The organism is Hydrocarboniphaga effusa AP103 (assembly GCF_000271305.1).
Taxonomy (GTDB): domain Bacteria; phylum Pseudomonadota; class Gammaproteobacteria; order Nevskiales; family Nevskiaceae; genus Hydrocarboniphaga; species Hydrocarboniphaga effusa.
Genome location: NZ_AKGD01000001.1, coordinates 646,508 through 669,163, shown reverse-complemented (window position 1 = coordinate 669,163; position 22,656 = coordinate 646,508). Strand labels below are relative to the sequence as shown.

Below are 22,656 nucleotides of genomic sequence, written 5' to 3'. Positions count from 1 at the left end.
TTTAAGCAGGTCTCCTGCGTGGCCACAGCATGCAAACGAATGGCCGTAATTGATCTGGAAATAGGTAAGTCGCTGTTGTATCGAAGTTTGTGTCGACGCATGTGCGACTTGGCCAGACCTGCGAAGCAGATGGCATGGCTGGTGCAATACCACCGCAAACAAATCGCGAATCGAGCGATTTGAAAAGAAAGCAAAGAAAGCATCGTCGGAATGTCCACGACAACGACAGAGCGAATGAATGCGAGGAGAAGCGATGGCGCTGCATCAGCTGCATACGCCTCATGACCCGTTCGACGTCGATCGGCGCTATGTACGGTTCCGGACATTGAGGTCCGACGGCTTCGTCGACTTCTATTTCTCGATCGGCGAGCCCGCACTAGGCGTCGAACTTTCGTTGCCTCTGGAGCAGTACAAAGAATTCTGTCGCAGCAACAAAGTCGTTTATCTCACTCGCGAACAATGTGAGGCGATCGACTTTGATCAGCAGAAATGGCGCTACGGGCAGCCTGGAATCACAGACTAAAACGTCGTATCGGAGCGAGAAGAATCAATGCAGATCGATATCAAAACATCCTCAGTTACGCAGCTGCGAAACACGTTTTCGCACATCGCGCGCAGGCTCGGCAGCGACAAGCCGGCCTCTCGCTATCAGGAGGCCACTTTCGACTTGCAGCCGGAAGTCAACTTCCACTATCGGCCCATCTGGGAGCCGCAGTACGAGTTGTACGACAAGAAGCGCACACGCGTCGTGATGCGGGATTGGTATTCCTTCACTGATCCGCGTCAATACTATTACGGCACCTACACGGTCGCACGTAGCCGGCAACAGGAGACGATGGACAAGAACATCGCCTTCGTCGAACAGCGCGGCCTGCTGCGCGGCTTGAACAAGCCGGTCGTGGACGAACTGACGAATTTTCTGTTGCCGCTGCGGCATGTCGAGTGGGCGGCCAACATGAACAATTGCCAGATCACCTCGCTCGGCTGGGGCGCGGCGATCACCCAGGCCACGATGTATCACACGATGGACCGTCTGGGCATCGCGCAATTCATCAGCCGCATCGGTCTTTTGCTTGACGGCAACAGCGGTTCATCGCTCGACGCGGCCAAACAGGCCTGGTGCGACGATCGAAGCTGGCAGCCGCTGCGCCGCTGCATCGAGAACAGCCTGGTGGTGCAAGACTGGTTCGAGCTCTTCATTGCCCAGAACCTGGTGATCGACGGGCTACTGTATCCGCTGTTCTATCAGCGCTACGACGCGCGCTTCTCAGCGGCCAACGGGCCGGCGTTGTCGATGGTGACCGGCTTCATGAGCACCTGGTTCGATGAAACCAAACGCTGGGTCGACGCGACGATCAAGACGGCTGTGAACGAAAGCGAAGCCAACAAAGCCGTCATCGGTGAGTGGATCAACCACTGGAGCCGAGAAGTGCTGACGGCCATCGAGCCGCTGGTCGCAAGGCTTCTGGAAGATCAGGCCCTGGTGACTATCGGGTCCCTTGGCTCCGATCTGCGCGCGCGCGTGCAGAAGCTGGGAATCCAGGCATGAGCGCCGCCCCGAAGACGGAGCCGATGGTCTTCGTCGCCCTGCAGACCAATGACGATACGCGACCCATCATCGAAGCGATCGAAGCGGACAACCCTCACGCGATCGTCAACAAATTTCCGGCCATGGTGAAGATCGACGCGCCGTCGCGTCTGGTCGTGCGCCGGGAATCGATAGAGGAAAGAGTGGGGCGCGATTTCGATCTGCGCGAGCTTCAAATCAATCTGATCTCGATCGGCGGCAACATCGAAGAAACAGAAGACGAATTCATTCTGCACTGGAGGACGGCGTAATCGGCCGTGGATGACGACAACATGACGACGACGACTTCAAGCAAGAGCGCTACGGCGCCGCGTAAGCTCAGCCTCAAGGAAAACTATGCGTTGATGACGCGTGGCCTGGGTTGGGATCCGACTTATCAATCGGTCGACAAGATCTTCCCGTTCGATACGTTCGAAGGTATCAAGATCCACAACTGGGATGGATGGGAAGATCCGTTCCGCCTGACGATGGATGCCTACTGGAAGTACCAGGGCGAGAAGGAGCGCAAGCTGTACGCGATCATCGACGCGTTCCAGCAGAACAACGGCCAGTTCAACGTCACCGATGCGCGCTACATCAATACGCTCAAGCTGTTCCTGACCGGCGTCAGCCCGCTCGAGTACGCGGCGCACCGCGGCTACGCGCTGGCTGGCCGCATGTTTCGCGGCATCGGCCCGCGCATCGCCTGCCAGATGCAGGCGATCGACGAGCTGCGTCATGCTCAGACGCAGATTCACACGATCAGCCACTACAACAAGTATTTCAACGGCCTGCATGACTTCAAGCACATGCACGACCGCGTCTGGTACCTGTCGGTGCCGAAATCGTACTTCGACGATGCGATGTCGGCCGGCCCGTTCGAGTTCGTGACGGCGATTTCGTTCTCGTTCGAGTACGTGCTCACCAACCTGCTGTTCATGCCCTTCATGTCGGGCGCCGCTTTCAACGGCGACATGGCGACGGTGACCTTCGGATTCTCTGCACAGTCCGACGAATCGCGTCACATGACCCTGGGCCTGGAGATCGTCAAGTTCATGCTCGAGCAGGATCCGGCCAACGTGCCGATCGTGCAGAAGTGGGTCGATAAATGGTTCTGGCGCGGTTATCGCCTGCTGACGCTGGTGGCGATGATGATGGACTACATGCTGCCCAAGCGCGTGATGTCGTGGTCCGAAGCCTGGGACACCTACTTCGAGCAGAACGGTGGCGCCTTGTTCCAGGATCTGAGCCGCTACGGCATTCGTCTGCCGAAGTATCACGAGGTGGCCGCCAAGGAGAAGAACCGTCTCTCGCACGAGGCTTGGGGAACCTTCTACAACTACAGCCAGGCTGCGGCTTTTCACACCTGGGTGCCGTCGAACCAGGAGCTGGACTGGCTCTCCGAAAAGTATCCAGACAGCTTCGATCGCCTGTATCGACCGCGCCTGGAGTACTGGCGCGAGCAGCAGCAGGAGGGCAAGCGCTTCTTCAACAACACGCTACCGATGCTGTGCCAGACCTGCCAGATTCCGATGTTCTTCACCGAGCCGGATGATCCGACCAAGATCTGCTATCGCGAAACCGAGTATCGCGGCGAGAAGTTCCACTTCTGCTCGGATGGTTGCAAGGACATCTTCTGCGACGAGCCCGAGAAGTACATCCAGGCTTGGCTGCCCGTGCATCAGATCTATCAGGGCAACTGTTTCCCGGCCGATGTCGATCCCACCGCGCCGGATTTCAATCCGCTCGCGGAAGTCCTGCGCTACTACGGCATGAACGTCGGACACGACGGCGGCGACTACGAGGGATCGCCTGACAGTCGCAACTGGGAATCGTGGACGGGGCGTCCTGCCAGTCCGCGGGATGAAGTCGAGCCCAAAGCGGCTTAACGCGAAGAATTCGGAGACACATCATGGCTGTTATCGCCGCCGTTCCAGATTATCGAGGTCAGATGATGGATAGCGTGGACAAGTTTCATGGACAACAACTGCTGTACATCGGTTGGGAAGACCATTTGATGTACTGCGCCCCGCTGTGCATTCCGGTGAATCCGCAAACGCCTTTCCGGGCGTTGACGGAGCAGGTGATTCCTTCGCTGTATCCGGAGCATCCGGATACGCCGAAGCTTCGCTGGGACAAGGTGCAGTGGTTCCGTTCGGGCCAGCCGTTCACGCCCGATCCGGCACTGAGTCTGGTCGAGAACGGCCTGGGCCACAAAGCGGTGATCCGCTTCCGTGCACCGAGCCTGTCCGGCATCAACGGTAGCTGCAGCTGAGTTTGATCGTGACTTATCAAATCACCATCGAACCGCTGGGCCGAACCATCGAAGCGGCCGAGGGCCAGACCGTTCTGGATGCATGCCTTCGCGCAGGCGTGTGGCTACCGCACGCCTGCGGTCATGGACTGTGCGCCACCTGCAAGGTGCAGGTGCGCGATGGTGTCGTGGAGATCGGCGAGGCATCGCCTTTCGCGCTGATGGATTTCGAGCGCGAGGAAGGAAAGTGCCTGGCTTGCTGTGCGATTCCGCAGGCCGATCTGGTCATCGAAGCAGAGATCGACGAAGACCCCGATGCGCGGCACCATGTGATCGAGGACTACGTCGGAAAGGTCTCTCGGATCGTCGACCTGACGCCCACGATCAAGGCGTTTCACATCGAGCTCGAAGGCGAGGGACTGCAGTTCCAGGCCGGGCAGTACGTCAACGTGCGCATCCCGGGCGAGGAACGGCCGCGCGCTTTTTCCCTCGCGCAGCCGCCGAGTTCGGCGCGCGAGATCGAGCTCAACGTCCGAATCGTTCCCGGTGGCAAGGGAACGACCTACCTGCACGAGCGCCTTCGCGTCGGTGACCGGGTGGAGTTGACTGGTCCGTTCGGCGGCTTTTTCGTTCGAGTATCCGACCCGCGTCCGCTCATCTTCATGGCGGGCGGCTCGGGTCTCTCGAGCCCGAAGTCGATGATTCTCGATCTGATCGAGCAGGGCGACCAGCGTCCCATCACGCTGATCTACGGTGCTCGCAATCGTACCGAGCTGTACTACGACGATCTGTTCCAATCGCTGGCCGAGCAGCATCCCCAGTTTCGCTATGTTCCGGCGCTGTCGGAGCCGACGCCGTCCTGCGATTGGCATGGCTTCAAGGGTTTCGTGCACGAAGCGGCCACTTCGCTGTACGGGCAGGACTTTCGTGGCAGCCGCGCCTATCTGTGCGGGCCGCCTCCCATGATCGAAGCCTGTATCCGCACGCTGATGCAGGGCCGGCTGTTCGAGCGCGACATCTTCACCGAGAAGTTTCTCAGCGAGGCGGATGCGAGCGCCGCACGCAGTCCTTTGTTCAAGGCTTTGTAGTGAGTAACACGCTCGTAGAGTCGCTGACGCGCGAATCCGCTCCGTTCGCGCGTCCGCAGTTGGCCGGTACGGTTTATCAGGTGTTGATCGCCGATACCTCGGAAGTCGTCACCTGTAGCAGCGGGCAGAACGTGCTCGCTGGCATGGAGCAGCTCGGGCGAAAAGGAATTCCGGTTGGGTGTCGCGGTGGCGGCTGTGGTGTTTGCAAGGTGCGTGTTCTCACCGGCGAATACGAAACAGGACGCATGAGCCGCGCTTGTGTCAATCAGGAGGAGCAGGACGAGGGCATCGCATTGGCTTGCAAGCTGTACCCCAAGGGCGATCTCGAGCTGCAGGTGATCGGAAAAATGTTGCGTGCGGTGACATCGATCAACAGAAACCAACATGCGGCGGACGGCCATGAGCCGGAAGCTGCCGCAGGATAGGAAGGAGAAATACATGGCAATGACTGGCGTGTTGCGCCCCGGGCACGTGGCCCTGCGCGTTCTGGATCTGAATGAGGCGGTCAGGCACTACGTGGAGGTGCTCGGACTTTTCGAGACGGCCCGCGACGACAAGGGCCGCGTCTTCCTGAAGGCCTGGGACGAGGCCGACCACCACAGCGTGGTGCTGCGTGAGGCCGACGAAGCCGGCATGGACTACATGGGCTGGCGCGTGGCCTCCGATGCCGAGCTGGAGCGGCTGGCGGGAGACCTTCAAGCCTCGAGCCTGGCGAGCGATTTCAGCTGGATTGCGGCCGGAGAGCATCCGGCGACCGGGAAGCGGTTTCGCTTCACGATTCCGACCGGGCACGTGATGGAGCTGTATTCGCAGAAGGACGTCGTCGGCTGCAATACCGGCTACACCAATCCGGATCCATGGCCGGATGGCTTGCGAGGTATCGCCCCCTCCCGCTTCGATCATTGCCTGCTCTACGGCGACGATCTCGACGGCACGGTGAAGCTTTTCGTCGAAGTGCTGGGCTTCGGTGTCGCGGAACAGGTTCTCGCCGGTCCCGACAAACTGATGATCGGCGCCTTCTTGAGCTGCTCGAACAAGCCGCACGATGTGGCCTTCATCCGCCAGCCGGTCAAGAACAAGTTCCACCACGCATCGTTCCTGCTCGACAACTGGAACGAGATCCTCAAAGCGGCCGACATCCTGTCCAAGCGCAAGGTGTCGATCGATATCGGGCCGACCCGTCACGGCATCACCCGCGGCGAGACGATCTACTTCTTCGACTCGTCTGGCAACCGCAACGAAGTGTTCTCGGGTGGCTACATCTACTACCCGGACAAGCCGACGATCACCTGGACCGACGACCAGCTCGGGCCAGCGATTTTCTACCACGATCGAAAGATCAACGATGCGTTCCTGACGGTTTACACCTGAGGCAGGCCACTGGCCCTCGTGCTTGGGCACGGCGGCCAGTGACGCGGTGCCATCGGATGGCAGTGCTGTCCGGTGGTGGAGAGAAAAACGCAGAACAGTTCGCCGAGCCTTAAGGGGCGCAAGGCGAGGACAATACCAATGGCCAACGATCTATCAAACCTGTCAGCACAACTTCCGGCCCATGCGGCCGGTTCATCGATTCGCTACCCGCATTTCATCAACGGGCGCTATGTCGAATCGGTGAGTGGCAAATCGTTCGAAAACTACAGCCCGATCGATGGGGCCCTGCTCGGTAAGGTTTCCGAAGGCGGCAAGAGCGAGGTCGACGCCGCCGTCGCCGCCGCGCGAGCCGCTCTGAATGGCCCTTGGGGCAGCATGTCGCTCAATCGCCGGGTGGAATTGCTGAATGCCGTGGCCGACGAGATCAATCGCCGATTCGACGATTTTCTCGCGGCCGAAGTGGCCGACACCGGCAAGCCGGCCAGCCTGGCCTCGCACATCGACATTCCGCGCGGGGCCGCGAACTTCAAGATATTCGCCGACACGATCAAGAACACGCCGACGGAGACCTTCGAAATGGTCACGCCGGATGGTGGCGATGCGCTCAACTACGCGGTGCGCGTGCCGCGCGGCGTGATCGCGGTGGTCTGCCCCTGGAACCTGCCGCTGCTGTTGATGACCTGGAAAGTCGGGCCCGCACTCGCCTGTGGCAACGCGGTGGTCGTCAAACCTTCCGAGGAGACGCCGGCAACGGCGACCCTGCTCGGCGAAGTGATGAACAAGGTCGGTATTCCACCGGGTGTCTATAACGTCGTCCATGGCCTGGGCCCGAATTCGGCGGGTGAATTCCTCACCTCGCATCCGGACGTCAACGCAGTGACGTTCACCGGCGAGACGCGCACCGGTACGGCGATCATGAAGGCGGCCGCCAATGGCGTGCGCCCGGTATCGTTCGAGCTCGGCGGCAAGAATGCCGGCATCGTTTTCGCCGATGCCGATTTCGACGCAGCGGTGGATGGAATTTCGCGCGCGGCGTTCGCGAACTGCGGGCAGGTGTGCCTCGGCACGGAGCGTGTCTACGTCGAGCGGCCGATCTTCGACAAGTTCGTCGCTGCCCTCAAGACGAAGGCCGAATCGCTCAAGCCCGGCAGACCGGAAGACAAGGAGACGGGCATCGGTCCGCTCATCAGTCACGAGCACCGGTCGAAAGTGCTGTCCTACTACGAGCGCGCACGTGCCGATGGCGCCACGGTCGTGACCGGAGGCGGTATTCCGAACATGTCGACCGATCTGTCCGGCGGGTCGTGGATCCAGCCGACGATCTGGGTTGGCCTGTCCGAGGATTCGGCGGTGATCCGCGAGGAAATCTTCGGGCCCTGCTGCCACATCGCGCCGTTCGATACCGAAGAGGAGGTCATCGCTCGCGCCAACGACACGCCCTACGGTCTCTGCACCACGGTATGGACCAGCAACCTGTCCCGCGCGCATCGCATCGCCAAGCGCATCGACGTGGGGCTGTGCTGGATCAACAGCTGGTTCCTGCGTGATCTGCGCACCGCTTTCGGTGGCTCGAAGCAGTCCGGCATCGGCCGCGAAGGCGGTGTCCATTCGCTCGAGTTCTACACCGACTTGCGCAACGTCTGCGTGAAGCTCTGAGCGCCGTAACGTGAGCACGCAAAACAACCCCGAGATCGGCCGGATCGTGGACGTGGGTGGCATCTCCACCAACGTCCACGATGTCGGCACGGGACATCCGGTGATGCTGCTGCACGGATCGGGCCCCGGCGTGAGTGCCTATGCGAACTGGCGCCTGGTACTGCCGTCATTGGCCCAGAGTGCGCGGGTGATCGCGCCCGATCTGGTCGGCTTCGGCTACACCCCGCGGCCCGAAGGGTTCGTGTTCGGCCTGAGCGCCTGGCGCGAACATGCGATCGCCCTGCTGGATACCCTCGGGATCCGGAAAGTCGATCTGGTGGGCAATTCCTTCGGCGGTGCCCTGGCCCTGTCGATGGCGATCCATGCACCGGAGCGGGTCCGCAAGCTCGTGCTGATGGGCAGCGTCGGCGTGCCGTTCGAGCTGACCACCGGGCTCGACGAGATCTGGGGTTACGAGCCGTCCTTCGGCGCGATGCGGAAGATGCTCGATCTGTTCGCCTACGATCGCCATCTGGTCACCGACGAACTGGCGGAGCTGCGTTATCGCGCGACTTTGCGTCCCGGCGTGCAGGAATCCTATGCCGCCATGTTTCCCGCGCCGCGCCAGCGCTGGGTCGATGCGCTGGCGAGCCCGGACGACGCGATCCGCGCCCTCGGCAACGACACCCTGATTCTGCACGGCCGCGACGATCTCATCATTCCGCTCGACAACGCCCTGCGTCTGCATCATCTGATCCAGCGTTCGCAGTTGCACGTCTTCGGACAATGCGGGCATTGGACGCAGATCGAACATGCGGCCCGCTTCTCCACCCTGGTCTGCGATTTCCTCGCCGAACAGGTGAAGCCGTGAACCCCGCCGGCAACCCGATGCTTCGTCCATCCATGCAGCTTGCTGCCTGACTTACTCCATACGATGAATCCACAAACTATCCAAGAAGCCGGCGATCGCTTGTACGAAGCGCTCAAGCAGCGCCGCCCGATTGCACCGCTGACGGATGCGCATCCTTCGATGACGATCGAAGACGCCTATCAGGTGCAGATGCGCATGATCCAGCATCGTCTCGATGCGGGAGAGACCGTCATCGGCAAGAAGATCGGTGTCACCAGTAAAGCCGTGCAGCAGATGCTCGGCGTCTATCAGCCCGATTTCGGTCACCTGCTGTCGGGCATGGTCTACAACGAGGGCGAGGCGATCGCGGTCGAGGGGCTCATCGCCCCGCGTGCCGAAGCCGAAGTCGCTTTCGTGCTGCGCCACGATCTGAGCGGCCCGGGCGTCACCGCGGCCGATGTGCTGCGGGCGACCGAATTCGTACTGCCGTGCTTCGAGATCGTCGATTCCCGCATCCAGGACTGGAAGATCAAGATCCAGGACACCGTTGCCGACAACGCGTCCTGCGGCGTGTTCGTGCTGGGAAGCCAGGCACGTGATCCCCGCGAACTCGATCTTGCGCTGGCCGGAATGGTTCTCGAGAAAAACGGTGACGTCATCTCGACGTCGGCCGGCGCTTCGGTTCAGGGTTCGCCCGTCAATGCGGTCGCCTGGCTCGCCAACACGATGGGTCGCCTCGGCATTCCGCTGCGCGCGGGCGAGGTGATCTTGTCTGGTTCGCAATCTCCGCTCGTTCCGGTGGTTCGGGGCGACAGTTTGTTCTGCTCGGTCGGCGGCCTCGGCGGCTGCTCGGTCCGCTTCGTTTGAGGGCTGCCATGACGACACTTGACCAATCGACCATCGCGGCACTGGCGGAGATTCTCGAAACCGCCGAACTGCAAGCCGAACCGGTGGCGAAAATAACCGATCGCTTTCCGGGCATGACCTGGGACGATGCCTACGCGGTGCAGGCCGAAATCCGGCGCCGCAAGCTGTCGCGCGGCCAGCATCTGGCCGGATACAAGGCCGGCCTCACCTCAAGGGCCAAGATGCGCCAGATGGGCGTCGAGACCCCGGTTTTCGGGCTGATCTTCGATTACATGAGCGTGCCCGAGGGCGGCGAGATCAAGACTCGCGAACTGATTCATCCCAAGATCGAAGCGGAGATCGCGTTCGTACTGAAGCGACCGCTCAAGGGGCCGGGTTGCCATATCGGAGACGTACTGGCTGCAACCGATTTCGTCATGCCGGCCGTAGAGATCATCGATTCGCGCTACGAGAACTTCAGGTTCGACCTCACCAGCGTGATCGCGGACAACACTTCTTCGTCGCGCTTCGTCACGGGGGGACGCAGCCGCTCGGTGCAGGAGCTGGATCTGCGCACGCTGGGCGTCGTGCTCGAGCGCAACGGCGAGGTCGTGGCGCTCGGCGCGGGAGCCGCTGTGCTGGGGCATCCCGCCGCCGCCGTCGCGAGCCTTGCCAATCATCTGGGCAGCCGCGGCGAAGAACTGCCCGCCGGCACTTTCATCATGACGGGGGGCATTACCGAAGCCATCCCGGTCAAGGCCGGCGACTCCGTCAATGTCCGCTTCCAGGATCTCGGCGGCCTCTCGATGCGTTTCGTTTAGTTTCGATACAGGACGGAAAAACAATGCAGAAAATCAAATGCGCCATCATCGGGCCGGGCAACATCGGAACCGATCTGCTCTACAAGCTGCGCCGCTCCCCGGTGCTCGAACCGGTCTGGATGGTCGGCGTCGATCCGTCGTCCGAAGGGCTCGCCCGTGCTCGTGAACTCGGTCTCAAGACCACCGACCAGGGCGTCGATGGCCTGGTTCCCCATGTGAAAGCCGACGACGTGCGCATCGCCTTCGATGCGACGAGCGCCTACGTGCACAAGCAGAACTCGGACAAGCTCACCGCACTCGGCGTGATGATGATCGATCTGACGCCTGCGGCGATCGGACCCTACTGCGTGCCGCCCGTGAACCTGCGTGAGCATCTCGGCCGGCGCGAGATGAACGTCAACATGGTCACCTGCGGTGGACAGGCGACGATCCCGATGGTGTATGCGGTCTCGCGCGTGCAGAAGGTCAAGTACGCCGAGATCGTCGCGACCGTTTCTTCGAAATCGATCGGTCCAGGTACACGCAAGAACATCGACGAGTTCACGCGAACGACGGCCGGAGCCGTGTCCAAGGTCGGCGGCGCCGCCGAAGGCAAGGCGATCATCGTCATCAACCCGGCCGAGCCGCCGCTGATGATGCGCGACACCATCCACTGCCTCACCGAGGAAGCGCCGCGCGAGAAGGAGATTCAGGAATCGGTGCGCGCGATGGTGGCCGAAGTGCAGAAATACGTGCCCGATTACAAGCTGGTCAACGGTCCGATATTCGACGGCAACCGGGTGACCACGTTCATGCAGGTCGAAGGCCTGGGTGATTTTCTGCCGAAGTACGCCGGAAATCTCGACATCATGACGGCCAGTGCCACGCGCACCGCCGAAATGTTCGCCGAAGAGATCATCGCCGGGCGTCTGAAGTTCGAAGCCGCAGCCTAAGGAGACCATGCGATGACCAGCAAACTCGAAGGCGTTCAGATCAAGGTGCATGACATGTCGCTGCGCGACGGCATGCATCCCAAGCGCCATCAGATCACGATCGAACAGATGCAGTCGATCGCTCGTGGCCTCGACGAAGCGGGCTGTCCGCTGATCGAAGTCACCCACGGAGACGGGCTGGGCGGCGCGTCGGTGAACTACGGCTTCCCTGCCGCCACCGATGAAGCCTACCTGCGAGCGGTGATTCCGCTGCTCAAGCGCGCCAAGGTTTCGGCGCTGCTGCTGCCGGGCATCGGCACGGTCGACCATCTCAAGATGGCGGCCGACTGCGGCGTGACCACGATTCGCGTGGCCACGCATTGCACCGAGGCCGACGTTTCCGAACAGCACATCTCGATGGGACGGAAGATGGGGCTCGACACCGTCGGCTTCCTGATGATGGCGCACATGATCTCGCCCGAGAAGCTTCTCGAGCAGGCGCTGCTGATGGAAAGCTACGGCGCCAACTGCATCTACGCGACCGATTCGGCCGGATATATGCTGCCCGCCGATGTGGCCGCGCGCGTGAGCCTGCTGCGCGAGAAGCTCAAGCCGGAAACCGAAGTCGGCTTCCACGGGCACCACAACCTGGCGATGGGGGTGGCCAACTCGATCGCAGCCGTCGAAGCTGGCGCACGCCGTATCGACTGCGCCTGCGGAGGTATGGGCGCGGGTGCGGGCAATACGCCGATGGAGGTTTTCGTCGCGGTGGCCGAGCGCATGGGAATCGAAACCGGCGTCGACGTGTTCAAGATCAGCGACGTCGCCGAAGATCTCGTGACCCCGATTCTCGACTTCCCGGTGCGCATAGACCGCAATTCGCTCACGCTCGGTTACGCTGGCGTCTACTCGAGCTTCTTGCTGTTCGCACGCAGGGCGGAGGCCAAGTACGGCGTGCCCGCACGCGAAATCTTGCTGGAGCTCGGTCGCCAGAAGATGGTCGGCGGCCAGGAAGACATGATCGAAGACACCGCGCTGACGATGGCGCGCGAGCGCGGCCTGCGCGCTGCCTGAAAACTCGGCGGACGGAGAACAAACCATGCCATTTGCACAGATTTACATCATCGAGGGAAGAACGGCCGAGCAGAAACGCGCGGTCATCGAAAAGGTCACCGAAGCGCTGCACGAGGCGACCGGAGCACCCAGGGAAAACGTGCGCGTCTGGATTCAGGATGTGCCGAAGGAAAATTGGGGCATTGCAGGACGAAGCGCAGCGGATCTGGGGCGTTAGCACCGGTTTGGGAAACGGCTTGCAGCCCTTCATTTCGTGATGAAGGTTCAATCGATACGAGGAGATAAAACATGGCAACACTGGAAAGGCTGGACTGGTACGACATCGCGCGTACGACCAATTGGACGCCGAGCTACGTAGCCGAAAGCGAACTGTTCCCGCCGGAGATGTCCGGTGACTTCGGCATTCCCGCAGAGGAATGGGAACAGTACGACGAACCGTACAAGCAGACGTACCCGGAGTACGTCAAGATTCAGCGCGAGAAGGATGCGGGTGCCTATTCGGTCAAGGCCGCGCTCGAACGGAACAAGATGTTCGAGAACGCCGATCCGGGCTGGCTCAGCGTGATCAAGGCGCACTACGGCGCGATTTCGCGCGGCGAGTACGCGGCGGCGAGCGCCGAAGCGCGCATGGCCCGCTTCGGCCGCGCTCCGGGACAGCGCAACATGGCGACACTGGGCATGATGGATGAAATCCGCCATGGCCAGATCCAGCTGTTCTTCCCGCACGAACTGGTTTCGAAGGATCGCCAGTTCGACTGGGCGTTCAAGGCTTACGATACCAACGAGTGGGCGATGATCGCCGCCCGTCACATGTTCGACGACATCATGATGACGCGCAGCGCCGTCGGTGTCGGTCTGATGCTGACGTTCGCGTTCGAGACCGGCTTCACCAACATGCAGTTTCTGGGCTTGGCGGCCGACGCGGCGGAAGCGGGCGACTGGACGTTCTCGAGCCTGATCTCGAGCGTGCAGACGGACGAATCGCGCCATGCCCAGATCGGTGGGCCGCTGATTCCGATCCTGGTCAAGAACGGCAAGAAGGACGTTGCGCAGCGCATGATCGATGTCGCCTTCTGGCGCTCGTGGAAGCTGTTCTCGGTCCTGACCGGTCCGATCATGGACTACTACACGCCGCTGCATCATCGCAAGCAGTCGTTCAAGGAGTTCATGCAGGAGTGGATCGTGACGCAGTTCGAGCGTTCGATCATCGACCTGGGCCTCGAGCGTCCGTGGTATTGGGACAAGTTCCTCGAAGAACTAGACGAACAGCACCATGGCATGCATCTGGGCGTCTGGTTCTGGCGTCCGACGGTGTTCTGGAACCCGGCTGCCGGCATGACGCCGGAAGAGCGCCAGTGGCTCGAAGAAAAGTATCCGGGCTGGAACGAAACCTGGGGTCAGTGCTGGGACGTCATCACCGAGAACCTCGTCGAAGGCCGTCGCGAGCTGACGTATCCGGAGACGCTGCCGACGGTTTGCAACATGTGCCAGCTGCCTATCAACTACACGCCGGGCGACGCATGGAAGGTTCGTGATTATCCGCTGGACTACAACGGACGCACGTATCACTTCTGCTCCGAGGGCTGCAAGTGGTGCTTCGAGACCGAGCCGGAGCGCTATGCCGGACACATGACGCTCGTCGATCGCTTCCTCGATGGCCAGGTCCAGCCGATGACGCTCGAAGGCGCGCTGCAGTACATGGGACTCGCGCCGGGCGAAATCGGTGAAGACGCCCACAACTATGCGTGGGCCGAGCACTATCGTCCTGAGCAGAAGGCGGCAAGCTGAGCTGAGCTGAGGTGAGTGGAAGTCACGACAGGCTCGCTCGGTATGAGCGCCGGCGGGCCTGTCGATCAGAAAATTGAAAATAGAGGAGCGAGATCAGTGGCCTTATTTCCGATGAACGTCAATGTACAGGGCGACTTCGTCCTGCAGCTCGTCGCGGTCGATACCGACAACACGATGGACGAAGTTGCCGCTGCGGCAGCCCATCACTCCGTGGGACGTCGTGTGAAGCGCCAGCCCGGCAAGATCCTGCGGGTCCGCAAGCAGGGCAGCGAGCAGCTGCTGCCGCGCGACATGAAGGTGAGCGAGTCTGGCATCAGGCCCATGGACTGCGTCGAAGTGGTCTGGGAAACCTCGGTTCAAGGCTCATAGGAGAGTTGCCAGTGGCATATGTGAAAGTGTGCAAGGTGGATGACCTTTGGGAAGGCGAAATGGAATCCTTCGAGGTCAACGGCCGCGAAGTGCTCGTCGTCTGGCCCAACGATGGTTCCATCTGTGCGTTCCAGGGCATTTGCCCGCACCAGGATATTCCGCTCATCGAAGGCAAGTTCGATGGCAAGAACATCATCTGCCGTGCGCATCAATGGGTGTTCGACGGCAGCAACGGAAAAGGCCTCAATCCGTCCGATTGCCGGCTCGCCGAATACCCGGTCAAGGTCGAAGGCGAAGACGTGATGATCGAAACGGAGGGTGTCGATCCGCTATTCGCTCACAGCTGAACCACTATAAAAACACTACCGCCATCCGCATGGCGGCGAGGAGAACGAACAAGATGAGCAACACTGGGAAAGAGAGTTACCTCAACAATTCGGTTGGGCCGATCCTGCGTCAGGGGCCGCTAGCCGCGGCCGTGGCCGAAGCCGCAGAGGTGGACAATCCGGGCAAAACGATCATCGTCGTCGACAATCTGGCCTACGTCCGCATCCAGACCGAAGAAGAGATGATCATCCGCCGCGAAACCGTCGAAGAGATGCTCGGCCGGCCTTTCAAGATGAGCCAACTCGAGATCGATCTTTCGTCGTTCGCAGGACGCATCGAAGTCACCAACGATTACGCCCGCTTCTATTTCGAGAAGCGGGTCTGACACGCAGGCAGTACCGAGGAGAACACGCGTGAGCCAAGTAGAAGTCCTGAAGCCGCTGAAGACCTGGAGCCATCTGGCGAAGCGTCGGCGCAAGCCCAGCGAGTATGAGATCGTCACCGCCAATCTGCACTTCAGCACCAATAATCCGAACGCGCCTTGGGAGCTCGATCCCGAGATGCCGATGAATCGCTGGTACAAGCGCTATCGCAATGCCAGCCCGCTGCGACACGACGACTGGAACGCTTTCCGCGATCCGGACGAACTCGTCTATCGCACCTACAACATGCTGCAGGACGGCCAGGAGAGCTACGTCTACGGCCTGCTCGATCAGTTCAACGAGCGTGAGCACGACAAGTCCCTCGACCCGCACTGGGCGGGAACGCTGGCTCGCCTGTACACGCCGGCGCGGTATCTGTTCCATACGCTGCAAATGGCTTCGGTCTACCTGATGCAGATCGCGCCGGCGAGCACGATCTCGAACTGCGCGGCTTTCCAGGGCGCCGATTCGCTGCGCTGGCTCAGTCACACCGCCTACCGCACCAAGGAGCTGTCGGTGCAGTTCCCCGACAAGGGGTTCGGTCGCGACGAGCGCTTCTATTGGGAGAACGATGCAGCTTGGCAGGGCCTGCGCGAGCTCATGGAAAAAGTCCTGATCACCTACGACTGGGCGGAAGCCTTCGTGGCCCTGGACCTGGTGGCCAAGCCGGCGATCGAGGAAACCGTGCTGCGCAGGCTCGGCGAGTCGGCACGGCACAACGGCGATATGCTGCTGGCTATGCTGATCGATGCCCAGCTGGTCGATTCGGCCCGCCATCGTCGCTGGTCGACCGCACTCGTCAAGCAGGCCCTGCAGACGCCGGGCAATGCCGAAGTCCTCAAGGACTGGGTCAAGAAATGGGAGCCGCTCGCCGACAAGGCGATTCAGGCTTATGCGAGCGCCATTCCGGATACGGTCGATGCGGCCTCGGCGGCGATTCAGGCGACGCGGGATTTCCGCCGCAGCCTCGAACTCGCCTAACTTCATCCAGACGGAACGTGGCCTCCGCCAGTGCGGCGGCCCGTTCTATTCGAGATCATCTGATGGACTCTTCCCGAATTTCGATCGACGGGACCGATATCGCGTTCGCGCAGGACGGCCAGGACACCGTCTTGCGTGCCGCATTGCGCGCGGGTATCGGCTTTCCGTATGAGTGTGCTTCAGGCGGCTGCGGAAGCTGCAAGTTCGATCTGGTCAGCGGTGCGGTCGACAATCTCTGGCCCGAGGCGCCCGGCCTGACCGACAGGGACAGGCGCAAGCAGCGTCTGCTGGCCTGCCAGTGCCGGGCACGGGGCGATCTGTGCATCAAGGTGCGGCCGAGCCAGGAGAGCAAACCCCTCGTCCTTCCTCGCCGTCGCACCGCGAAGCTCGCCGGCATCACCGACATCACGCACGATATCCGCGAGTTCCGCTTCGTAACCGATTCGGCCGCCGAATTCCTGCCTGGGCAGTTTGCGCTGCTCGACATTCCCGGAATCCCGACGCCCCGGGCGTATTCGATGTCGAACATCGCCAACGACGCGGGCCAATGGCATTTCCAGATTCGTCGCGTACGCGAGGGCAAGGCCACCGCCGCGTTGTTCGACCGGCTCGAACCCGGCGACGTGATCGGGCTCGACGGCCCCTACGGCCTGGCCTGGCTGCGCCAAGACAACGAACGCGACCTGATCTGCATCGCCGGAGGCTCGGGCCTGGCGCCGATGGTATCGATCGCGCGTGGGGCATCGGCCGCCGGGTTGTTGGACAAGCGCAAACTGCATTTCTACTACGGTGCCCGCACCGCAGCGGATGTCTGCGGGGAGCACCTGCTCGGAGAACTGCCCGAATTCGCCTCGAAGCTGCATTTTCATCCGGTGGTATCGATGCCCGAATCGTCCGCACTCTGGAGCGGGGCGATCGGTTTCGTTCATCAGCAGGTCGAACAGGATTTCGGTTCGCGACTCGCCGATCATGAGTTCTATTTCGCAGGCCCGCCGCCGATGACGCAGTCGCTGCAGGAAATGCTCATGGTGCAGTACAAAGTGCCGTTTTCGCAGATTCACTACGATCGTTTCTTCTGACCATCGTCAGGGAGAGCCTCGACCATGACGCATCATGCAGGTGGTTGTGTTTGCGGAGCGATTCGCTACCAGCTGGATAGCGAGCCCTTGTTCGTCGTGAAATGTCACTGCCGCGATTGCCAGCGATCGAGCGGAACGGACGGTGCGGTGGTGATGGGCGTGGCGAGCAAGTCCTTCCGGATCACCACGGGTCAGCCCGCCTCGTATCCGTACACGGGCGACAGCGGACAAGCGGTCGAGCGTTTTTTCTGCTCGGCCTGCGGCGCTCCCCTCTATACCAAGGCGGCGGCGGCCGAAGGCCTGCGCTTCGTTCGGCTGGTGAGTCTCGACGACAGCGACGCTTATGCGCCGGGCGCGCACATCTACTGCGCGAGCGCCAAGCCCTGGACGTTCGCCACGTTGCCGAAGTTCGATCTGATGCCGCCGAGCTGAGCCAGCCCGAGGTTCGGTCGCGACACCGCATGCGATATCGCACAGGACTCGGCCCGCCCATGGCGGAGTCCTGGCGCTCACGGCGACCGCAGGTGCGGGCACCGTGGACGACGCCGAGGCCTAGTCCGCCTCCACCGACCAGCCGCCGCCGAGCGCTTGGATCAGCGCCACCGCCGTGGTCTGGCGCTGCAGCGCGGCTTGCACGAGCGAGCGGCGCGAGGACAGTGCCGAGGCCTGGGCGGTGACCACTTCGCTGTAGGCGACCTGGCCGGCGCGGTACTGGTTGACCATGAGCTGCTCGTTGCGGTCGGCCACTTCGGAGGCCTGCTGGCGCAGGCCGTACTGGCGCTCGAGCACGCGGGTTCCGCTGAGCTGGTCTTCGACGTTCTGGAACGCGGTCAGCACGGTCTGGCGATAGGTGGCGACCGACTGGTTGTAGGCCGCCTGCACCTGGTCCATGCGCGCGCCGCGGGCGCCGAAATCGAACAGCGTCTGCGAGATCGAAGCGCCGATCGACCACAGCAGCGTGGAGGCATCGAACAGATCGCTCACCTTCTGCGACGAGCTGCCGTACGAAGCCGACAGCGACAGGCTCGGGAAATACGCCGAGCGCTGGATGCCGATCTGCTCGTTGGCCATCGCCACCTGGCGCTCGGCCGCGGCGATGTCCGGGCGGCGCTGCATGAGGGTCGACGGCAGGCTCAGCGGAACCTGCGGCACCACGCCGTTCCACTCGGCCGGCGGCAGCTTGAAGCTCGCCGGCGTCTTGCCGAGCAGCACCGCGATGGCGTGTTCGAGCTGATCGCGCTGCAAGGCCATGCCGGCGAGGTCGGCTTGCGTTCCGTAGAGCTGCGTCTGCGCCGACAGCACGTCCGACAACGCGGCGACGCCGACCGAATGGCGGTTCTTGGCGATCTGCAGCGAGCGCTCATAGCCTTCGAGCGTGGCCTTGAGCAGCTCGATCTCGGCGTCGGTCTCGCGCAGCGACAGGTAGTTGGTGACGAGCTCGCCCTGAGCCGACAGCGTCGCCGAGGCGAGATCCGCCGCGCTGGCCTGGGCCGAAGCGTTCGCGTTGTTGAGCGTGCGGCGCAGGCGGCCCCAGACATCGGGCTCCCAGCTCGCACCGATGCTCGCGCGAAAGCTGTTGCGAATGGTGTCGCCGCCCGCGATCACCGAGGTTCCGCCATTCTGGTCGGTGACGATGCGGCTGCTGCCGGAGCCGCCGCTGTCCGCGCGCGTGGCGTTGCCGGTCAGCGACAGTGTCGGGAACAGGCCCGCGCGCTGCTCGCGCACCACCGCGCGCGCCTGCTCGTACGCCGCCTGCGCGGCCGCGATGTTCTGGTTCGAAACCTTCAGCTGCGCGGCGAGATCGTCGAGCACCGGGTCGTTGAACAGCTTCCACCAGCCGTCGCGATCGATTGCATCGTTGGGCTGGGCCGCGATCCAGCCTTCGGCTTCCTTGTAGTTCTCGGGCGTCTTGAATTCGGGGCGCACGTAATCGGGGCCGACGGCACAGCCGGCCAGCGCCACCGCGAGCGCCGCCGCGCTGCAATGCAGCGCGAACTTCGACGTCGACGATCCCCATCTTTTCAGCATTCTCGTGCACTCCATCGAACCGCATTCATCGGCTGCGTTCATCAGACCGCGCCGGGCAGATCGCCATGACGCGCAAGCCGGCTTTCGTCCGGACGCTTGCGACGCAGTCGATCCATGTAAACGTAGACCACGGGCGTGGTCAGCAAGGTCAGCAGCTGGCTCGCCACGAGCCCGCCGATGATCGCGACGCCGAGCGGCTGGCGCAGCTCCGAGCCTTCGCCGATGCCGGCCGCGAGCGGCAGCGCGCCGAGCGCGGCGGCCAGCGTGGTCATGATGATCGGGCGAAAGCGCAGCAGGCAGGCTTCGCGCACCGCTTCGATCGCGCTGAGTCCGCGCGAACGCTCGGCCTCGAGCGCGAAATCGATGATCAGGATCGCGTTCTTCTTGACGATGCCGATCAGCAGGAACAGGCCGATCAGCGCGATCAGCGAAAACTCCATGTTGAGCAGCATCAGCGCAAGCACCGCGCCGACGCCGGCCGACGGCAGCGTCGACAACACCGTGATCGGATGCACGTAGCTCTCGTAGAGCACGCCAAGCACGATGTAGATGACGACGATGGCCGCGAGGATCAGCATCGGCTGACGGCGGTTGGATTCCTCGAACGCGCGCGCCGTGCCCTGGAAGCTGCCGGCGACGCGCGTCGGCATGCCGATGCTCGCTTCGGATTGCTTCACCGCGTTCTTGGCGTCGGACAGCGAAGCGCCTTCGCCGAGGTTGAACGAGATCGTCGTCGCCAGGGTGGCGTCCTGGTGGCGCACCGACGTCGCGGCCGCGCGTTCGCTGACCGTCGAGATCGCCGCGAGCGGCACCATCGTCGCGGTCGCCGTGTTGAGCGCGCTGCCGGTGGAAGGATCGCGCAGCGCCGGATTGGCGACGCTGGCCTGCTGCGTATTGGCGCTGGTGTCGGTGATCCTCGCTGGCACGTAGACGTCGTTGAGCGCCTCGGGCCCCTGGCGATAGCGCTGGGCGAGTGCCAGCACCACGCTGTACTGGTTGATGTCCTCGTAGATCGTCGCCGCCGAGCGCTGGCCGAAGGCGTTGTAGAGCGCGTTGTCGACCGCGCGCGGCGTGATGCCGAAGCGCGAAGCGGTGTCGCGGTCGATGGTCACGAAGGTCTCCACCGCGTTCTCTTCGAGATCGGTGTTGACGTCCTCCATGCCCGGATAGGCTTGGAGCGCGTCGGCGAGCCTGCCGGCCCAGAGCTTGAGCTCGGCCGCGTCGTCGCCCTTGAGCGTGTACTGGTAGCTCGCGTTGCTCGATCGCCCGCCCATGCGCAGATCCTGCACCGGGTTCAGGAAGGTGTTCACGCCCGCCACCTGCGCGAGCTGCGGGCGCAAGCGCGCGATCACCGCCTGGCCGGATTCGTGATTGCGCTCGGCTTGTGGCTTGAGGTCGATGAACATGAAGCCGCCGCCGGCCCGGCGTCCACCCGTGAAGCCCACCACCGTCGACACCGCCGGATCCTTGCGGATGATGTCGACGATCTGCCGGAGCTTGTCGCGCATGAGCGTGAACGAAATGCTCTGGTCGGCGCGCAGGCCGCCCATGATCTGCCCCGAATCCTGCTGCGGAAAAAAGCCCTTCGGCGCGATCATGAACAGGTAGACGTTGAGCGCGACCACCGCCGCGAGCAGCAGCATCACGAGCGCGCGCTGGTCGAGTGCCCAGTCGAGTGATTTTTCGTAGACGCGCAGGGTCCTGTCGAAGCCCGATTCGGCCCAGCGCGCGAGTCGGCTCGGCGATTTCTGCTTGTCCTCGCTGCGCAGAAAATGCGCGCAGAGCATCGGCGTGGTGGTCAGCGAAATGACCAGCGAGATCATCACCGACACCGACAGCGTGATCGCGAATTCGCGGAACAGGCGGCCCGGCTGGCCGCCCATGAACAGCAGCGGGATGAACACCGCGACCAGCGACAGGCTGATCGACAGCACCGTGAAGCCCACTTCGCGAGCGCCGAGCAGCGCGGCCTGCACGCGGCTCATGCCGGCTTCGATGTGGCGGCTGGTGTTCTCGAGCACGACGATGGCGTCGTCGACGACGAAGCCGGTCGCCACCGTGAGCGCCATCAGCGACAGGTTGTTGAGCGAAAAATCGAGCAGCACCATGACGCCGAAAGTGCCCATCAGCGACACCACCGTCGCCACCGCCGGAATCACCGTCGCGCGGAAATTGCGCAAAAACACGCTGACCACGAGCACGACGAGAATCACCGAGATGATCATCGTCAGCTCGATCTCGTGCAGCGAGGCGCGGATCGAGTTCGTGCGATCCGACGCGACCTGCAGCGTGATCTCCTCCGGAATCTGCTCCTGCAACTGCGGCAGCTGCGCGCGCACCGCATCGACCGCGGCGATCACGTTGGCGCCCGGCTTCTTCCTGAGCAGCACGATCACGGCTTCCTGGCCGTTGAACAGGCCGATCGTGCGCTCGTCGTTCGGCCCGCTCGTCACCGTGGCGACGTCGGACAGCCGCACCGGCGCGCCGTTCTTCCAGGCCACCACCATGTTCTGGTATTCGGCTGCATCGCGACCGAGCGTGTTGGTGTAGATCTGGAAGTGCTGTCCGTCGCCTTCGATCGCGCCCTTGGGCCGATTGGCGTTGGCCGATTCGATCGCCGCGCGCACGTCCTCGAGGCTCACGCCGAACCGGTTCAGCGCGAACGGCACCAGGTCGACGCGCACCGCGGGCAGCGAGCTGCCGCCGATCTCCACTTCGCCGATGCCCGGTACCTGCGCGAGCTTCTGCTGCAGCACGTTGCTGACGACGTCGTAGATCTCGCCGGTGCTCTTGGTCCTGGACGTCAGCGCCAGCACCATGATCGGCGAATCCGACGGATTGGCCTTGGTGTACGAGGGGTTGCTGCGCAGGGTCGCGGGCAGGTCCGCGCGCGTCGCGCTGATGGCGGCCTGCACTTCGCGCGCGGCGCTGTCGATGTTGCGATCGAGATCGAACTGCAGCGTCACCTCGGTGCTGCCGGTTCCGCTGCGCGAGGTCAGCTCGTTGACGCCCGCGATGGTGCCGAGCCGGCGTTCGAGCGGGGTGGCGACGCTCGTCGCCATCGTTTCGGGACTCGCGCCGGACAGCGAGGCCGAGACGTTGATGACCGGAAAATCGACCTGCGGCAGCGGCGCCACCGGCAGCACGAAGAAGCCGACGACGCCCGACAGCGCGACGCCGATCGTCAGCAGCACGGTCGCGATCGGTCGGCGGATGAAAGGCGCGGAGAGATTCATCGACGTGCG

The 22,656-nt window shown here is 62.6% G+C and carries 24 protein-coding genes; 22 read left to right on the top strand and 2 right to left on the bottom strand.

The window, feature by feature from the left end:
- The first annotated feature begins 253 nt into the window (after positions 1–253).
- From WQQ_RS02985 to WQQ_RS02880, 22 genes are all read left to right on the top strand, one after another.
- Positions 254–523: a phenol hydroxylase subunit gene (locus tag WQQ_RS02985; protein ID WP_007183574.1), complete on the top strand. Its 270-nt coding sequence runs from the start codon at positions 254–256 to the stop codon at positions 521–523.
- A gap of 27 nt (positions 524–550) precedes the next feature.
- Complete coding sequence (locus WQQ_RS02980; protein ID WP_007183573.1) at positions 551–1,549, top strand: aromatic/alkene monooxygenase hydroxylase subunit beta; 999 nt, start codon at positions 551–553, stop codon at positions 1,547–1,549.
- Positions 1,546–1,839 (top strand): MmoB/DmpM family protein, encoded by a 294-nt coding sequence (locus WQQ_RS02975; protein ID WP_192812942.1) that lies wholly within the window; start codon positions 1,546–1,548, stop codon positions 1,837–1,839. Before WQQ_RS02980 ends, WQQ_RS02975 begins: the two co-directional genes overlap by 4 nt.
- 21 nt (positions 1,840–1,860) lie before the next feature.
- Complete coding sequence (locus tag WQQ_RS02970) at positions 1,861–3,456, top strand: aromatic/alkene/methane monooxygenase hydroxylase/oxygenase subunit alpha (RefSeq protein WP_040453497.1); 1,596 nt, start codon at positions 1,861–1,863, stop codon at positions 3,454–3,456.
- 23 nt (positions 3,457–3,479) lie between these two features.
- A complete protein-coding gene (locus WQQ_RS02965; protein ID WP_040452887.1) occupies positions 3,480–3,842 on the top strand; it encodes a phenol hydroxylase subunit P4 in 363 nt (120 codons plus the stop codon).
- Positions 3,843–3,850: 8 nt separating this feature from the next.
- On the top strand, positions 3,851–4,909 hold the full coding sequence (locus tag WQQ_RS02960) for an NADH:ubiquinone reductase (Na(+)-transporting) subunit F (protein WP_007183569.1): 1,059 nt from the start codon (positions 3,851–3,853) through the stop codon (positions 4,907–4,909).
- On the top strand, positions 4,909–5,334 hold the full coding sequence (locus WQQ_RS02955; protein ID WP_007183568.1) for a 2Fe-2S iron-sulfur cluster binding domain-containing protein: 426 nt from the start codon (positions 4,909–4,911) through the stop codon (positions 5,332–5,334). The genes WQQ_RS02960 and WQQ_RS02955 overlap by 1 nt, the downstream gene beginning before the upstream one ends.
- 13 nt (positions 5,335–5,347) lie before the next feature.
- Positions 5,348–6,280: a catechol 2,3-dioxygenase gene (locus WQQ_RS02950; protein WP_007183567.1), complete on the top strand. Its 933-nt coding sequence runs from the start codon at positions 5,348–5,350 to the stop codon at positions 6,278–6,280.
- A gap of 138 nt (positions 6,281–6,418) precedes the next feature.
- The gene (locus WQQ_RS02945; RefSeq protein WP_007183566.1) at positions 6,419–7,936 is read left to right on the top strand and encodes a 2-hydroxymuconic semialdehyde dehydrogenase; all 1,518 of its coding nucleotides are present in this window, start codon (positions 6,419–6,421) and stop codon (positions 7,934–7,936) included.
- A gap of 10 nt (positions 7,937–7,946) precedes the next feature.
- Positions 7,947–8,786: an alpha/beta fold hydrolase gene (locus WQQ_RS02940; protein WP_007183565.1), complete on the top strand. Its 840-nt coding sequence runs from the start codon at positions 7,947–7,949 to the stop codon at positions 8,784–8,786.
- A gap of 63 nt (positions 8,787–8,849) precedes the next feature.
- On the top strand, positions 8,850–9,632 hold the full coding sequence (dmpE, locus tag WQQ_RS02935; protein WP_007183564.1) for a 2-oxopent-4-enoate hydratase: 783 nt from the start codon (positions 8,850–8,852) through the stop codon (positions 9,630–9,632).
- Positions 9,633–9,640: 8 nt separating this feature from the next.
- Positions 9,641–10,432, top strand: coding sequence for a 2-oxo-3-hexenedioate decarboxylase (gene dmpH / locus WQQ_RS02930; protein ID WP_007183563.1), 792 nt, complete (start codon positions 9,641–9,643; stop codon positions 10,430–10,432).
- A gap of 23 nt (positions 10,433–10,455) precedes the next feature.
- Positions 10,456–11,364, top strand: a complete 909-nt coding sequence (locus WQQ_RS02925) for an acetaldehyde dehydrogenase (acetylating) (protein WP_007183562.1) — start codon at positions 10,456–10,458, stop codon at positions 11,362–11,364.
- A gap of 12 nt (positions 11,365–11,376) precedes the next feature.
- The gene (gene dmpG / locus WQQ_RS02920; RefSeq protein ID WP_007183561.1) at positions 11,377–12,417 is read left to right on the top strand and encodes a 4-hydroxy-2-oxovalerate aldolase; all 1,041 of its coding nucleotides are present in this window, start codon (positions 11,377–11,379) and stop codon (positions 12,415–12,417) included.
- 25 nt (positions 12,418–12,442) lie between these two features.
- Positions 12,443–12,634, top strand: coding sequence for a 2-hydroxymuconate tautomerase (gene thmT / locus WQQ_RS02915; protein WP_007183560.1), 192 nt, complete (start codon positions 12,443–12,445; stop codon positions 12,632–12,634).
- 71 nt (positions 12,635–12,705) lie between these two features.
- Positions 12,706–14,205 carry an aromatic/alkene/methane monooxygenase hydroxylase/oxygenase subunit alpha gene (locus tag WQQ_RS02910; RefSeq protein ID WP_007183559.1) on the top strand — a complete coding sequence of 500 codons (1,500 nt, stop codon included), beginning with the start codon at positions 12,706–12,708 and terminating at the stop codon, positions 14,203–14,205.
- Between the two features lie 96 nt (positions 14,206–14,301).
- A complete protein-coding gene (locus WQQ_RS02905; protein WP_007183558.1) occupies positions 14,302–14,574 on the top strand; it encodes a toluene-4-monooxygenase system B family protein in 273 nt (90 codons plus the stop codon).
- A gap of 11 nt (positions 14,575–14,585) precedes the next feature.
- Entirely contained in the window at positions 14,586–14,921 is a 336-nt protein-coding gene (locus tag WQQ_RS02900; RefSeq protein ID WP_040452885.1) for a monooxygenase system ferredoxin subunit, read from the top strand.
- 53 nt (positions 14,922–14,974) lie between these two features.
- A complete protein-coding gene (locus WQQ_RS02895) occupies positions 14,975–15,286 on the top strand; it encodes an MmoB/DmpM family protein (RefSeq protein ID WP_007183556.1) in 312 nt (103 codons plus the stop codon).
- 28 nt (positions 15,287–15,314) lie between these two features.
- Complete coding sequence (locus WQQ_RS02890) at positions 15,315–16,304, top strand: aromatic/alkene monooxygenase hydroxylase subunit beta (RefSeq protein ID WP_007183555.1); 990 nt, start codon at positions 15,315–15,317, stop codon at positions 16,302–16,304.
- Positions 16,305–16,366: 62 nt separating this feature from the next.
- Positions 16,367–17,383 (top strand): 2Fe-2S iron-sulfur cluster-binding protein, encoded by a 1,017-nt coding sequence (locus tag WQQ_RS02885; RefSeq protein WP_007183554.1) that lies wholly within the window; start codon positions 16,367–16,369, stop codon positions 17,381–17,383.
- A 24-nt stretch (positions 17,384–17,407) separates the two neighbouring features.
- Positions 17,408–17,815 (top strand): GFA family protein, encoded by a 408-nt coding sequence (locus WQQ_RS02880; RefSeq protein ID WP_007183553.1) that lies wholly within the window; start codon positions 17,408–17,410, stop codon positions 17,813–17,815.
- Between the two features lie 120 nt (positions 17,816–17,935).
- Here the strand turns inward: WQQ_RS02880 and WQQ_RS02875 are convergent, their stop codons facing one another.
- Entirely contained in the window at positions 17,936–19,411 is a 1,476-nt protein-coding gene (locus WQQ_RS02875; protein ID WP_007183552.1) for an efflux transporter outer membrane subunit, read from the bottom strand.
- Between the two features lie 41 nt (positions 19,412–19,452).
- Complete coding sequence (locus WQQ_RS02870; RefSeq protein ID WP_007183551.1) at positions 19,453–22,647, bottom strand: efflux RND transporter permease subunit; 3,195 nt, start codon at positions 22,645–22,647, stop codon at positions 19,453–19,455.
- Positions 22,648–22,656 lie beyond the last annotated feature (9 nt).